Genomic DNA, 13,613 nt, shown 5'->3' on the forward strand with positions numbered 1-13,613 from the left:
CAAACGACATCACTTCACCATTGGCAAATTCAAACCTTGCTCTTTCGCACAATTAATGGCGATGTCATACCCTGCATCCGCATGGCGCATCACGCCTGTCGCAGGGTCATTGTGCAGAACGCGCGCTAAGCGTTTATCCGCAGCATCAGTGCCATCACAGACAATCACAACACCCGAGTGTTGAGAGAAGCCCATGCCAACGCCGCCACCGTGGTGCAAGCTCACCCATGTCGCTCCACCCGCGGTATTTAGTAGCGCATTCAGTAATGGCCAGTCGGAAACTGCATCAGAGCCGTCTTTCATCGATTCCGTTTCGCGATGAGGGCTAGCAACCGAGCCTGAATCTAAGTGATCACGGCCAATCACGATAGGGCCTTTTAATTCGCCACTTTTCACCATCTCATTGAAAGCACGCCCTAATCTTTCACGGTCTTTTAAGCCAACCCAACAAATACGCGCAGGTAGGCCTTGGAATGCAATTCGCTCACGCGCCATGTCGAGCCAGTTATGCAAGTGCTTATCATCAGGCAGTAATTCTTTGACCTTTTGGTCTGTTTTGTAGATATCTTCAGGATCGCCAGATAAGGCTACCCAACGGAATGGGCCGATGCCTTCACAAAATAGAGGGCGGATATAAGCAGGAACAAAGCCTGGGAAATCAAAGGCATTTGCCACTCCTTCATCTTTAGCCATTTGGCGAATGTTATTACCGTAATCAAACGCTGCTGATCCACGTTTTTGCATGGTTAACATCGCATCCACTTGCACGGCCATGCTTTTTTTCGCAGCGCTGGTCACTTCGGCTGGTGCAGTCTCTTGTTTTTCACGCCATTGGCTTAATGTCCAACCTTGCGGTAAATAGCCGTGTACAGGGTCGTGAGCACTGGTTTGGTCGGTGACTGAGTCAGGTGTAATATTGCGTTTCACTAATTCGCTATACACATCCGCAGCATTGCCTAATAGGCCAACAGAAACAGGCTTGCCAGAAACTTTGGCTTCTTCAATGTATTGCAGCGCTTCATCAAGGGAAGTCGCTTTTTTATCGACATAGCGTGTTCTTAAACGGAAATCGATACGGCTTTCATCACACTCGACAGCTATCATGCTAAACCCAGCCATCGTGGCCGCTAATGGCTGTGCACCGCCCATCCCACCTAATCCACCAGTTAGGATCCAACGCCCTGCTGTCTTACCGTTAAAATGTTGTTTTGCTAGTGAAACAAAGGTTTCATAAGTACCTTGGACGATCCCTTGGGAACCTATGTAAATCCACGATCCTGCCGTCATTTGGCCGTACATCATCAAGCCTTTGCGGTCTAACTCATTGAAGTGATCCCAATTTGCCCAGTGTGGCACGATATTGGAGTTAGCAATCAGAACGCGAGGCGCATCAGCGTGGGTTGGGAATACACCAACAGGTTTACCTGACTGGACTAACAGCGTTTGGTCGTCATCCAGTGTTTTTAGCACCTCTAAAATTTTGTCGTAACACTCCCAATCACGGGCTGCACGACCAATGCCGCCATACACCACAAGACTTTGCGGGTGTTCAGCCACTTCAGGGTCGAGGTTGTTTTGAAGCATGCGGTAAACGGCTTCAGTCAACCAACTTTTGCAGGTTTTTTCGCTGCCACGGGGTGCGCGGATCACACGTGTTGAGTCAGTACGGTTTAACATGGTTGTATCCCCTATCATCCATTTTTTAATTAACGCTAAATTAACAACTTTTGGTGATAATAATCTGTGAGGTACTTTGTTAGTGACTGTACACTTTTATTTTAAGTCAATTAATCAATTGAAAATCAATTGATTAATGATTCACCAACTTGCTCAAAGCTATTTATTCACTGAAGCTATTTCTCTTGCGTTTAAATATATATACATTTACTTCACAAAGTATATACATTTAATTTTGAAATTTTATACGAAGAGTGGAGGTCTGAAGGAAAGGGGAGTTATACAACAATAAGTAGCTCTCTGTTTCTATAGGAAAAGTTGTATATACATTTAATTTTATGTATAGAAACAAGCAAATAATGGATTTGCGAGTCGCTTCACAGAACCTTGTAACAATGTATAGAGACCAAATTTACACCGCCGCCCAAAATGCAGTACATAAAAAACAAAAACGGGCTACCTGCATCAACAAGCAACCCGTGTAATCAAAAAAAGTGAATGATGACTTAATTTTCTAACTTACTGCCATTTTCTAAATCATTCGCGTTGTGGCTAGGCGGCAAGTGAAGCTAAGCCCTATGAACACACACAAGTATGTGACTAGGGTTAGCGAATGAAGCCAACACTGCCACAGCACGAAGGGAGACGAAAATTTAATTTTCTAAATCATTCGCGTTGTGGCTAGGCGGCAAGTGAAGCTAAGCCCTAGGAACATACACAAGTATGTGACTAGGGTTAGTGAACGAAGCCAACACCGCCACAGCGCGAAGGATGACGAAAATTTTAGCCACCGAGATAAGCGCTGCGCACTGCCTCATTAGCCAATAAAGCTTTCCCGCTATCTTCTAGCACTATGTGCCCATTTTCCAATACATACCCACGATCAGCGAGTTTTAGGGCTTGATTCGCATTTTGCTCCACGAGGAAAATTGTCATTCCCTCTTCCCGCAGCTGCTGGATAGTGTCAAATATCTGCATAATGATGATTGGCGCTAGTCCCAATGAAGGCTCATCCAGTAGCAATAATTCAGGTTGGCTCATCAATGCTCGTCCGATTGCCAACATCTGCTGCTCCCCACCAGACATCGTCCCTGAACGCTGAGTACGACGCTCATATAACCTAGGAAACAGCTTATACACTCGCTCAATGCGTTCTAGATATTGTTGGCGCGTGGCAAAAAAGCCGCCCATCGCAAGGTTTTCTTCCACTGTCATACGGGAAAAAACTCGTCGCCCTTCTGGCACAAGTGCAATATCTTCACGCATTATTTTTGAGGTCGGTAACTGAGTAATATCCACATCACGATACAATACTTGCCCTTCAGAGGCCCTTGGATCACCGCAAAGCGTGCTTAAAAGCGTGGTTTTACCCGCCCCATTTGCCCCAATCAGGGTGACAATCTCACCCTTTTGGATATTTAAGCTAATCTCATGTAATGCTTGAATTTTTCCATAATGAGCAGAAACTTTTTTAAATTCTAACATCAGTAAGCTTCCCCCAAATAGGCTTTAATAACATCAGGATGCTGGCGTATTTCACTCGGTGTGCCATTCGCCAATGGTGTGCCCTGATTGACGACGTAAATGCGATCTGAAATTCCCATGACCAGCTTCATATCATGTTCAATTAATAAAATTGAAACATTATGATGAGTCCGTAATTCGGCAATTAAATCATCTAAATCATTGGTTTCTTTTGGGTTAAGCCCTGCTGCGGGTTCATCTAACATTAAAATTTCAGGGCGTGTCACCATACAGCGCGCAATTTCTAACCGACGTTGCTGCCCATACGCCAAGTTACCCGCTTGTCGATTGGCAAATGGTAGTAAATCCACACGTTCTAACCACTTAACTGCATTGTCTAAAGCCTCAGACTCTGCGCGGCGAAACGCTGGCGTTTTCAAAAGCCCTGAAAAAATACCACTTTTTAAATGCTGATGCTGCGCGACCAACAGGTTTTCGATGACAGTCATTTCCTTAAATAACCGCACATGTTGGAATGTGCGGATCACACCAAGACGCGCAATAGCTTGCCCTGTTAGACCTTCGAGATGCTTTTCTCGATACAAAATCGTTCCACTAGTTGGCTTATAAAACCCCGTTAAACAATTGAAAATGGTTGTTTTCCCTGCACCATTTGGCCCAATTAGAGAAACAATTTCCCCTTGATTAAGGGTAAGCTCAACATTATTCACAGCAAGTAGACCACCGAAGCGCATGGTTAACCCGCTGACTTGTAATAAAGGCGTGGTTAATTGGCTCATACCCCCTCCCCTTCAGGTATTTTTTTCACCTGAACTTGACGGCGTTTCATCGGCAATAAGCCTTGCGGTCGCCAAATCATCATTAACACCATCAATGCACCCAGCAGTAACATGCTGTATTGGTTGAGGTCACGCATCATTTCCCTTGATACAACTAAGATAATCGCCGCTAAAATAACAGAGGTTTGTGAGCCCATTCCCCCCAGTACCACGATGGCTAAAACAAACGCGGACTCAACAAATGTAAATGATTCAGGGCTAATAAACCCTTGCCTTGCGGCAAATAACGTTCCCGCAAACCCCGCAAATGCGGCACTGATAGTGAATGCAGTGAGTTTGATACGCGTCGGGCTTAAGCCAAGTGAACGACATGCAATTTCATCTTCACGCAGAGCTTCCCAAGCGCGGCCTAATGGCATCCGCAGTAATCGATTGATCACAAATAGGGTTAAAACCACCAGCAATAAAGCGACAAAATAAAGGAAAATGATCCGATCGCCTGGATTGTAATCTAACCCAAAAAAGTTATGGAAAGTATCCCAGCCATCTTTTGCTGTTCGGCTAAATTCGAGGCCAAAAAACGTCGGTTTTGGCAATTGGCTGATCCCATTCGGACCTCCCGTAATCTCCGTATTATTCAGTAATAAAATACGGACAATTTCCCCAAAACCCAACGTTACGATGGCGAGGTAATCTCCCCTTAACCTTAGAACTGGAAAGCCCAGTAAAAAACCAGCCAATGCGGCTGTTAGCCCTGCTATTGGTAAGCTTTCCCAGAAACCAAAGCCATAATAATGGTTTAACAAACCAAAGGTATAAGCGCCAATCGCATAAAAGCCAGCATAACCTAAAACCAATAAGCCCGATAAGCCCACAACCACGTTTAACCCCAACCCTAACATCACATAAATAAGGGTTAAGGTGGCGATATCAACGCTTCCACGTGAAACAATAAATGGCCAAATGATAGCTGCGATAATGATAACAACAGCAAGAATTTTTTGCTTAGTCGTCGAGCCGTCAAAATCAGGGATCGACCACGCTTTTTTAGGTACACCTTGCCAAACCTTGCTTAAGGTTGGGCGAACCAATTGATAAACAAAAATGATCGCAATCCCAGCGATGATCCAGTTCCAACGAACAGAATCCCCCACGGTTACCACCAATTTCGTACCATCCAGCGCAAGCTGTAAGCCCATCATAAATAAGGCTAAAACAAAGAAGGTTGCCGATGCCACAATGGCATTAATCCAATTTTCTTTTCTCATACCTTTTCGACCTCCGGACGTCCCAGAATGCCGGTCGGCATGATTAACAGAACACCAATTAATAAACCAAATGACACAACATCCTTGTATTCAGTACTTAAATAAGCAGAAGTCATCGCCTCTGCAACTCCGAGGATCAAGCCACCTAACATAGCACCTGGAATACTGCCGATCCCACCTAATACTGCAGCAGTAAAAGCTTTCATTCCTGCCATAAAGCCAATGTAAGGATTGATCACACCATAAAATTGCCCCAATAAAACCCCTGCTACAGCAGCCATTGCAGCACCGATCACAAAGGTTAGTGAGATAACACGGTCAGTATTGATCCCCAATAAACTGGCCATTTTGAGATCTTCAGCACAAGCACGGCAAGCACGCCCCATTTTCGAATAGCGAATAAAAAGGGTTAATGCCAACATGGCAAGGAGCGTAACCACCCAAATAGTGAGCTGCATTTTTGTCACGGTTGCTTCAAAACCATCGCTTTCCCCTAATACCCACTGGCCTGTAATTAAGCTAGGTAATGCAAGATCGCGGGAGCCTTGAGACAAGCTGACATAGTTTTGCAAGAAGATTGACATTCCGATCGCTGAGATTAATGCGATCAGACGTTTAGAATGGCGCACTGGCCGATAAGCAACTCGCTCGATGCTCCAACCATACGCACTGGAAACGATGATCGCCGCAATAAAGGCGGCTGCTACGAGGATCCAACCAACATCAATCCCTAGCATCATCAAGCCTGCAATCACGATAAAAGAGACGTAGCTCCCAATCATATACACTTCACCGTGGGCGAAGTTAATCATCCCAATGATGCCATACACCATCGTATAACCAATAGCGATCAACGCATAGGTGCTGCCAAGGGTTAATCCATTAAGAAATTGCTGAATAAAATAAAGAATTTGATCTGACATAAGACTTTCCTTTCGAACTGCTTGTCCTGAATAGAGAACAGAAGCCGGAAGCGAGTCAACTCACTTCCGGTTATTGTTCACTACGTTGGAACACTACTGGGTACTATTTTATAGGAGTGGAAGTCCCATCTTTGTGCCATTCAAACACACCAAATTCGAACCCTTTCAGGTCACCATTTGGTTGCCAGCTCAGTGTACCCATCACGGTATCTACTGGATTTGCTTTCAGATCTTTGACTAAGTCTTCAGGTTCAATGCTCCCTGTACGTTCCATTGCAGTGGTTAAACCTTGGATTGCCGCATAAGTTGTCCACACAAATGGCCCCGTTGGGTCTTCTTTTTTCGCTTTGATGGCATCAACAATTGGTTGGTTAGTTGCGACTTGGTCATAACGTTTTGGCAATGTCACTAACATCCCTTCAGATGCATCACCTGCAATGTTAGACAGCGAAGAGTTACCCACACCTTCAGGCCCCATAAAGCGAATATTCAGGCCTGCCTGTTTTGCTTGGCGTAAAATTTGCCCCATTTCTGGGTAGTAACCACCAAAGTAAACAAAGTCCACGTTCTCTTTTTTCAGCTTCGCGACTAAGGCAGAAAAATCTTTGTCTCCAGCCGTGACACCTTCAAACATCACTTCTTTCGTCCCTGCTTTATTGAGGCTTTCACGAACAGAACGCGCTAAACCTTCACCATATTGTTGTTTATCATGAACAACAGCGATACGTGACGGCTTAATTTCTTCAAGAATATATTTCGCTGCCGTAGGGCCTTGGTCAGAGTCCAAACCCGTTGTACGCAGCACCATTTGGTAACCACGTGTCGTTAAATCCGCATTGGTTGCCGCAGGCGTGATCATGATAATGCCTTCATCTTCATAGATATCCGATGCAGGTTGTGTGGAAGAGGAGCACAAATGACCAATAACATGGCGAATTCCGTCATTGATAACTTTGTTTGCAACCGCAACCGCTTGTTTCGGATCACATGCATCATCGTATTCAACGGCAACTAATGTGTTGCCATTGATCCCACCCTTTGCATTAATATCTGCAATCGCTTGGCGAGCACCTGTAAACTCCATATCACCATATTGTGCGACAGGGCCAGACATCGCGCCCACAACTGCTATTTTAATTTCCTTCGCCCATCCTGCTGAGCTGAACGCCATAGCGATGCAGCCCGCTAATACTGCTTTATTTATATTCTTCATTTTATCGTCCCCGTCTTCATGGTTCTGAGTGTTTGTGTTTGATTTATAATCGTTTATTATGGTTGACAGGTACAATGCCTGATATTTCAAAATACAGCGAATAAGGCTATATATTTCATAGTATTAAACAAGATAATTATGCTAAATAGCAAATGGATATGGTAGGTTATTACATTAGATGCAGAATAAAAAACTGATGTGTTTAAGTAGGTTTTTTGTAAATACTAGTGTTATATTCTAGTTAAATTTAAATTAATCCGAGTGAAACTCGGAAAATGCAGTCTGACAAAATTTTTCTCTCTAAAATCAAAAAATCGGTTACAGATCACTCTGGCAGGACGAGTAGCTGCAACCCTTGCAGGGAAACAGATAAAACATCATGAGACTCACTATTATCCCTTTGGTCAATCCTACTGAGCAGCAGTACCAAGACTTGGATAAAATCTGGCCAGACCAGAAGATTGATAAACGTGTACAACCGCTCGGTGAAATGCACTTAATTTATGCAGCCCGCTTTAATGATAGATTACTTGCCGCAGCAAAAGTCACCATCGACCAAAGACAAGGCATTATTGATGATTTTTGCGTGCGAGAAGTCACTCGTAGGCGCGGTGTTGGCCTTTATTTATTACAAGAAATACACCGAGCACACCCAGAAGTCATGGTATGGCAATTTAAGTTTAATCAGTTAGATGAAAAACAAGTTCAAGTCATGCATGCATTTTTAACCACTTGTGGATTTCACGCCACTTCACAGACTGGTGTATGGAAACTCATCGTAGGCCATTTAAATGAAATTAAATAAAATTCACCATATTGCGATTATCGCTTCCCACTATGAAGTCAGTAAAGATTTTTACTGCCGCATTTTAGGGCTGAATTTACTTAGTGAACATTATCGCCCTCACAATGACTCATGGAAGGCCGATTTAGCATTTGGTGAGCTCTATCAAATTGAATTATTTGGCTTTTCAAACCCACCAGCAAGGCCTAGTTACCCTGAAGCCGCAGGGCTTCGCCATTTGGCTTTTAGCGTTGATAAGTTAGATGAGTGGATTGCCTATTTAACAAAACAAGGCATTACATGTGAAGCGGTGAGGACCGATCCCTATACACAAAAACGATTTACGTTTTTTGCTGACCCTGATGGCCTGCCATTAGAGTTGTATAGTGATGAATAAATATGAAGTCTGCTGCAGTTAGCTGTATAACTTATTGATATGAGCATCTGCATTTATTCCCTCTTAGAGGCAATAAATGCAGATAACTTTAGGTGAAATGAACTACATTTCGTCGTCGTTTTCTTCCATCGCTAGACGCAATTTTTTCATTGCGTTTTTTTCCAACTGACGAACACGTTCCGCAGAAACACCGTATTTATCGGCTAATTCCTGTAATGTGGTTTTGTTGTCGTCATCTAACCAACGAGCACGAATGATATCTTGGCTGCGCTCATCTAATGAGTCTAGCGCATCCGCTAAACGATCAGTTGCATGGCTTTCCCAGTTATCATCTTCAATTGAGCCAGCAAAGTCAGATGATTTATCCTGTAAAAATAATACAGGCGCAACAGGGCCTCCGAAATCGGCACTGTCGTCGTCATCTGACATATCAAATGCCATGTCTTGCGCCGCCATGCGTGATTCCATTTCGCGGACATCTTTGGTACTCACACCAAGCTCTTGGGCGACCATATCGACTTCGTCTTGATTAAACCAACCAAGACGCTTCTTATTTTTTCTTAAGTTAAAAAATAATTTACGCTGCGATTTTGTAGTGGCAACTTTAACAATTCGCCAATTACGCAAAACATATTCATGAATTTCCGCTTTGATCCAATGCACGGCAAAGGAAACGAGGCGCACTCCCACTTCAGGGTTAAAACGGCGCACGGCTTTCATCAGGCCGATATTACCCTCCTGAATTAAGTCCGCTTGCGGTAAACCATAACCTGCATAACTACGAGCAACGTGAATAACAAAGCGCAAATGCGATAAGATCAGTTGCTTTGCAGCATCCAGATCGCCGTTATAATGCAGCCGTTCAGCAAGTTCCTTTTCTTCCTCAGCGGTCAGCATTGGGTAAGCATTAGCAGCTCGAACATAGGCTTCAATACTTCCTTGCGGAACAAGCGTTAATGATTGCATGTCTTTGGTCATTCAGATCCTCTATAAATATTAGGAATGAAATTTATTCGATGTTGATAACCATCATATAGGTTAACAATGAAAAAACGATATGCTGTAAACAAGTAGATAGTCTACCAGTTTCACCGCATTAAATAAATTATATACAAGAATTGTTAACGGTGGGTCAATATAGGACAAAACAATTCAGACTAAGTTCATTCTTAAAGTCAATATCTAATATAATCAAGGGCTAGGGTAATATAACCACCAATAGCCCTTACTGAAAATGACAAGAAAACAAACGGTTACTCAGGTGTAAAATGACGTAAATGTTGTAATGTGGCTAACCATGCCGCAATCCACCCCACCATCGCTGACAATAAAAGGATTAATAGGGATTCTTCCCAAAGTAACCCCTCAATATGAAATTGTGTGCCAAACACACTCGCGACTTGTGCCACACCACTACCTAGTTGCCAAACCAATAAGAAGGTCATGATCAGCGAAATAATCGCCCCCACACCACCGAGCACAATGCCGCCGTTTAAGAATGGCCGCATAATAAAACCATCTGTCGCACCAATTAATTTCATTACATTAATGGTGTCTCGCCTTGCGAAGATATTGAGACGAACACTATTACCTATCACTAAGAACAAAGACACAATCATGAGAAGACCAATGACTGAAGCTATTTTGCCCACCAGGCTCGTCAAGGCAGCAAGCCGCGCAAACCAGCTATCGTCCATACGTACTTCTTCAATACCATCAACTTGGCCGACTCTATCCCTTAATGTCGTTAAAACATCCGACCCTTCAAAATCAATTTTGGGTGTGATGATAGCCACAGCTGGTAATGGGTTTTCTTCTAGCATATCTAATGCGGTACTAAAGCCTGACCAACTGCGAAACTCGCTCATGGCTTGATCCCGTGATAAATAATTCACATGATCAACGCCTTCAAGTGATTGCAGCTGCGTCACGACATTTTGCCCACCTTGTTCATCAAGGGATTTATCCAGATAAACCGTAAGTTGTGGCGTCGGATACCACTGTGCCGCAGCTTGAGATACGTTTTTCCAAACCACATAACATAAACTTGGCAAAGTTAATGAAATCGCAATCACCATGATGGTCAAAAAGGTTGCCAAAGGCTGTCTGAGCATATCTGCCAGTGCATTCAACCAAGAATAACGCCATTGTTCGCGCCATCCCCCTTTGAGTGCCTTGCTTTTTGATTGCATTGCACGTTCAGGCTTGGCTCTTCGAGCATTTTTAGCCATGTTGACCTCCAAGCATCCGACCTTCACTTAATGTCAGAACACGGTAGTTACGGCGCTCAATCAACGCAACATCATGGGTTGCCATCAAAACCGTCACTCCCACACGGTTAAACTCTTCAAACAACCGCATAATCCCTTCCGATAATTCACCATCAAGGTTACCCGTTGGCTCATCTGCCAAGAGCATTGTCGGCTTATTAACCACTGCGCGAGCAATGCCCACACGCTGTTGCTCACCACCAGATAATTGAATTGGAAAGTTTTTTGCTTTGTCTAATAAGCCCACTTTATCCAATGCCGCAGAAACACGTCGACGAATATCTTCCGTGCTTGCACCAGAGATAATTAGTGGCATCGCAACGTTGTCATACACTGTACGGTCAAATAGCAGGTGATGATCTTGAAAAATCATTCCAATCTGCCGACGCAGAAAAGGGATCTCCCGATTTTTCAATCGACTAATATCATGACCATTAAACAGAATATGACCCGCACTTGGGCGCTCTATGCCGCAAATGAGTTTGAGTAACGTACTTTTACCTGCGCCTGAGTGGCCTGTTAGAAATGCCATCTCCCCGGGTTGTAGATGAAAATCAACCCCTTGGAGAGCTTGGCGGCCACCGCGATAAGCTTTACTAACGTGTTCAAAGCGAATCATCGAAAATTATTCCTCTCGGGCAAATAGGGCCTCGATAAAGTCATCGGCTTTAAATGGACGTAAATCTTCAATCCCTTCACCGATACCAATATAACGAATTGGAATACCAAATTGATCGGCAATCGAGAAAATTACGCCACCTTTTGCTGTACCATCGAGCTTAGTCAATGTTATACCTGTCAGACCTACCGCTTCGTCAAAAAGTTTCGCCTGACTCACCGCATTTTGTCCTGTGCTCGCATCCAGCGTTAACATAATTTCATGCGGTGCGCTTTCATCCAGTTTTTTCATTACTCGGACGATTTTCTTTAATTCTTCCATCAGATGTGATTTATTTTGTAAGCGGCCCGCGGTATCCGCAATCAACACATCTACACCTTTGGCTTGGGCTGACTGAATAGCATCAAAAATAACAGACGCTGGATCTGCACCTGTGTGTTGCGCAACAACAGCGATTTTATTGCGTTCACCCCAAACTTGTAATTGCTCTACCGCAGCAGCACGGAATGTATCCCCCGCAGCCAACATCACGCTTTTGCCTTCAGATTGATATTGGCGAGCCAATTTACCAATCGTAGTGGTTTTACCGACACCATTAACCCCAACCATAAGAATAACATAGGGTTTTTTATCTTCGATCACGAGCGGTTTATCGACTTTCGCTAAAATATCAGACATTTCCTCACGCAATTTACCATACAGCGCTTCGGCATCTTTGAGATCTTTACGGCTTGCATGAGCCGTGAGGTTGTCGATAATTTTACGTGTTGTCTCAACGCCAACATCCGCAATTAGCAACTGTTCTTCTAATTCGTCAAATAAATCATCGTCAATTTTCTTACCCGTAAATAAGCTAAGAAAACCTGACCCCAGATTTTGACGAGTTTTTAATAACCCTTTCTTCAGCCTAGCAAAGAAACCCTCTTTTTTCGGTTTTTCTTGCTCTTTTGATAAACTATTTTTTTCCTCTTCCAAACGAAGACGTTCAGCTTCTGCTTCTTCTTCAGCTAAACGCGCAGCTTCCGCGGCTTGGCGCTCTTGTTCCGCTTGCTCTTCGGCTAAACGCGCAGCTTCCGCAGCTTGGCGTTCTTGCTCCGCTTGCTCTTCGGCTAAACGCGCAGCTTCAGCGGCTTGACGTTCTTGTTCCGCTTGTTCTTCGGCTAAACGCGCGGCTTCCGCAGCCTGGCGTTCTTGTTCCGCTTGCTCTTCGGCTAAACGCGCAGCTTCCGCAGCTTGGCGCTCTTGCTCTGCTTGTTCTTCCGCTAAACGCGCAGCTTCCGCGGCTTGGCGTTCTTGCTCTGCTTGTTCTTCCGCTAAACGCGCAGCTTCCGCGGCTTGGCGTTCTTGTTCCGCTTGCTCTTCGGCTAAACGCGCGGCTTCCGCAGCTTGGCGTTCTTGCTCTGCTTGTTCTTCAGCTAAACGCGCAGCTTCCGCAGCTTGGCGTTCTTGCTCTGCTTGTTCTTCCGCTAAACGCGCAGCTTCTTGCAGTTCACGTTCAGCTTTGTCCTCTGCTGCTTTAATCGCGGCCAAATCGGCTTGACGTTGCTGCTCTGCTGCGTCTTCTGCAGCCTTGACCGCAGCCAATTCAGCTTCACGCTGACGCTCTAACTCTTCTTCAGCAAGGCGTTGAGCCGCTTCTTCTTGGCGATCACGCTCTGCCTTTTCTTCAGCTAAACGCGCTTCTTCTGCTGCAAAACGCTCACGTTCTGCTTGCTCTTGCGCAGCTTGGATCGCCTCTAGCTGAGCCTTACGTTCAAGTTCTGCTTGTTCTGTTGCGGCTTCTATTGCGGCTTGTTGCGCTTCATACTGGCGCTCAGCTTCATCCTCTGCTGCTTTAATCGCAGCTTGCTCCGCTTGGTATTGACGTTCTGCTTCTGAGGCAGCGGCATCTTCTACAGGGTGTTGATTTTCAACCTCATTTGCAGCTTCTTCCTGCTGAGCTTGTTGTTTTTGAGTCTCTTCTTCATCTTTACGACCAAAACCTAGCCATGAAAAAAAGCCTTTTTTCTTGTCTTTAGCCATCTGCCACTACACTCCTCGCGGTAAAAATATGGCGCTCGATAATCAAATCGCAATCAAATTACATGCAGTCTATCATTTCATCGCCTCGCAACACATATCTGAAAGAAAAATCCTGACAATTTAATCGGAATTTTTATGTTAAAACTGTGAAAACGACACGCTATAATCGAAATTCA

The 13,613-nt window shown here is 44.4% G+C and carries 12 protein-coding genes; 2 read left to right on the forward strand and 10 right to left on the reverse strand.

All coding sequences use genetic code 11. The annotated features are described in order from the left end of the window. Positions 1-9 precede the first annotated feature (9 nt). The 6 genes from hutU to ACE2AL_RS17215 all read right to left on the reverse strand — a co-directional run bounded on the left by hutU (position 10) and on the right by ACE2AL_RS17215 (position 7,345). A complete protein-coding gene (gene hutU, locus ACE2AL_RS17190; protein ID WP_206083508.1) occupies positions 10-1,677 on the reverse strand; it encodes a urocanate hydratase in 1,668 nt (555 codons plus the stop codon). A gap of 783 nt (positions 1,678-2,460) precedes the next feature. After that, on the reverse strand, positions 2,461-3,162 hold the full coding sequence (gene livF, locus ACE2AL_RS17195; protein ID WP_206083507.1) for a high-affinity branched-chain amino acid ABC transporter ATP-binding protein LivF: 702 nt from the start codon (positions 3,160-3,162) through the stop codon (positions 2,461-2,463). After that, positions 3,162-3,941, reverse strand: coding sequence for a high-affinity branched-chain amino acid ABC transporter ATP-binding protein LivG (gene livG, locus ACE2AL_RS17200; protein ID WP_206083506.1), 780 nt, complete (start codon positions 3,939-3,941; stop codon positions 3,162-3,164). The genes livF and livG overlap by 1 nt, the downstream gene beginning before the upstream one ends. Next, complete coding sequence (locus tag ACE2AL_RS17205) at positions 3,938-5,209, reverse strand: high-affinity branched-chain amino acid ABC transporter permease LivM (RefSeq protein WP_206083505.1); 1,272 nt, start codon at positions 5,207-5,209, stop codon at positions 3,938-3,940. Before ACE2AL_RS17205 ends, livG begins: the two co-directional genes overlap by 4 nt. After that, on the reverse strand, positions 5,206-6,132 hold the full coding sequence (livH, locus tag ACE2AL_RS17210) for a high-affinity branched-chain amino acid ABC transporter permease LivH (protein ID WP_206083504.1): 927 nt from the start codon (positions 6,130-6,132) through the stop codon (positions 5,206-5,208). Before livH ends, ACE2AL_RS17205 begins: the two co-directional genes overlap by 4 nt. A gap of 103 nt (positions 6,133-6,235) precedes the next feature. After that, on the reverse strand, positions 6,236-7,345 hold the full coding sequence (locus ACE2AL_RS17215; RefSeq protein ID WP_206083503.1) for a branched-chain amino acid ABC transporter substrate-binding protein: 1,110 nt from the start codon (positions 7,343-7,345) through the stop codon (positions 6,236-6,238). Positions 7,346-7,724: 379 nt separating this feature from the next. Here ACE2AL_RS17215 and panM point away from each other — a divergent pair, with 379 nt between their 5' ends. Both panM and ACE2AL_RS17225 read left to right on the forward strand, forming a co-directional pair. Then, complete coding sequence (gene panM / locus ACE2AL_RS17220; RefSeq protein WP_206083502.1) at positions 7,725-8,150, forward strand: aspartate 1-decarboxylase autocleavage activator PanM; 426 nt, start codon at positions 7,725-7,727, stop codon at positions 8,148-8,150. Continuing rightward, positions 8,137-8,526 (forward strand): VOC family protein, encoded by a 390-nt coding sequence (locus ACE2AL_RS17225; protein ID WP_206083501.1) that lies wholly within the window; start codon positions 8,137-8,139, stop codon positions 8,524-8,526. The genes panM and ACE2AL_RS17225 overlap by 14 nt, the downstream gene beginning before the upstream one ends. Positions 8,527-8,628: 102 nt before the next feature. On the opposite strand, the gene rpoH is transcribed toward ACE2AL_RS17225, so the two are convergent. The 4 genes from rpoH to ftsY all read right to left on the reverse strand — a co-directional run bounded on the left by rpoH (position 8,629) and on the right by ftsY (position 13,437). Then, a complete protein-coding gene (rpoH, locus tag ACE2AL_RS17230) occupies positions 8,629-9,504 on the reverse strand; it encodes an RNA polymerase sigma factor RpoH (RefSeq protein WP_206083500.1) in 876 nt (291 codons plus the stop codon). A gap of 275 nt (positions 9,505-9,779) precedes the next feature. Beyond that, positions 9,780-10,757, reverse strand: coding sequence for a permease-like cell division protein FtsX (gene ftsX / locus ACE2AL_RS17235; protein ID WP_272539207.1), 978 nt, complete (start codon positions 10,755-10,757; stop codon positions 9,780-9,782). Beyond that, positions 10,750-11,415: a cell division ATP-binding protein FtsE gene (gene ftsE / locus ACE2AL_RS17240; protein WP_206083498.1), complete on the reverse strand. Its 666-nt coding sequence runs from the start codon at positions 11,413-11,415 to the stop codon at positions 10,750-10,752. Before ftsE ends, ftsX begins: the two co-directional genes overlap by 8 nt. 6 nt (positions 11,416-11,421) lie before the next feature. Continuing rightward, positions 11,422-13,437, reverse strand: coding sequence for a signal recognition particle-docking protein FtsY (ftsY, locus tag ACE2AL_RS17245; protein WP_375083719.1), 2,016 nt, complete (start codon positions 13,435-13,437; stop codon positions 11,422-11,424). Positions 13,438-13,613 lie beyond the last annotated feature (176 nt).

This window comes from Providencia xihuensis (assembly GCF_041953405.1).
Classification (GTDB): Bacteria; Pseudomonadota; Gammaproteobacteria; order Enterobacterales; family Enterobacteriaceae; genus Providencia; species Providencia vermicola.

What these genes read in the sequence shown, in the direction of transcription:
- livG (WP_206083506.1), bottom strand. Translation starts at nt 3,941, where the DNA reads ATGAGCCAATTAACCACGCCTTTATTACAAGTCAGCGGGTTAACCATG.
- hutU (WP_206083508.1), bottom strand. Translation starts at nt 1,677, where the DNA reads ATGTTAAACCGTACTGACTCAACACGTGTGATCCGCGCACCCCGTGGC.
- livH (WP_206083504.1), bottom strand. Translation starts at nt 6,132, where the DNA reads ATGTCAGATCAAATTCTTTATTTTATTCAGCAATTTCTTAATGGATTA.
- panM (WP_206083502.1), top strand. Translation starts at nt 7,725, where the DNA reads ATGAGACTCACTATTATCCCTTTGGTCAATCCTACTGAGCAGCAGTAC.
- livF (WP_206083507.1), bottom strand. Translation starts at nt 3,162, where the DNA reads ATGTTAGAATTTAAAAAAGTTTCTGCTCATTATGGAAAAATTCAAGCA.
- ftsE (WP_206083498.1), bottom strand. Translation starts at nt 11,415, where the DNA reads ATGATTCGCTTTGAACACGTTAGTAAAGCTTATCGCGGTGGCCGCCAA.
- ftsY (WP_375083719.1), bottom strand. Translation starts at nt 13,437, where the DNA reads ATGGCTAAAGACAAGAAAAAAGGCTTTTTTTCATGGCTAGGTTTTGGT.
- ACE2AL_RS17225 (WP_206083501.1), top strand. Translation starts at nt 8,137, where the DNA reads ATGAAATTAAATAAAATTCACCATATTGCGATTATCGCTTCCCACTAT.
- rpoH (WP_206083500.1), bottom strand. Translation starts at nt 9,504, where the DNA reads ATGACCAAAGACATGCAATCATTAACGCTTGTTCCGCAAGGAAGTATT.
- ftsX (WP_272539207.1), bottom strand. Translation starts at nt 10,757, where the DNA reads ATGGCTAAAAATGCTCGAAGAGCCAAGCCTGAACGTGCAATGCAATCA.
- ACE2AL_RS17205 (WP_206083505.1), bottom strand. Translation starts at nt 5,209, where the DNA reads ATGAGAAAAGAAAATTGGATTAATGCCATTGTGGCATCGGCAACCTTC.
- ACE2AL_RS17215 (WP_206083503.1), bottom strand. Translation starts at nt 7,345, where the DNA reads ATGAAGAATATAAATAAAGCAGTATTAGCGGGCTGCATCGCTATGGCG.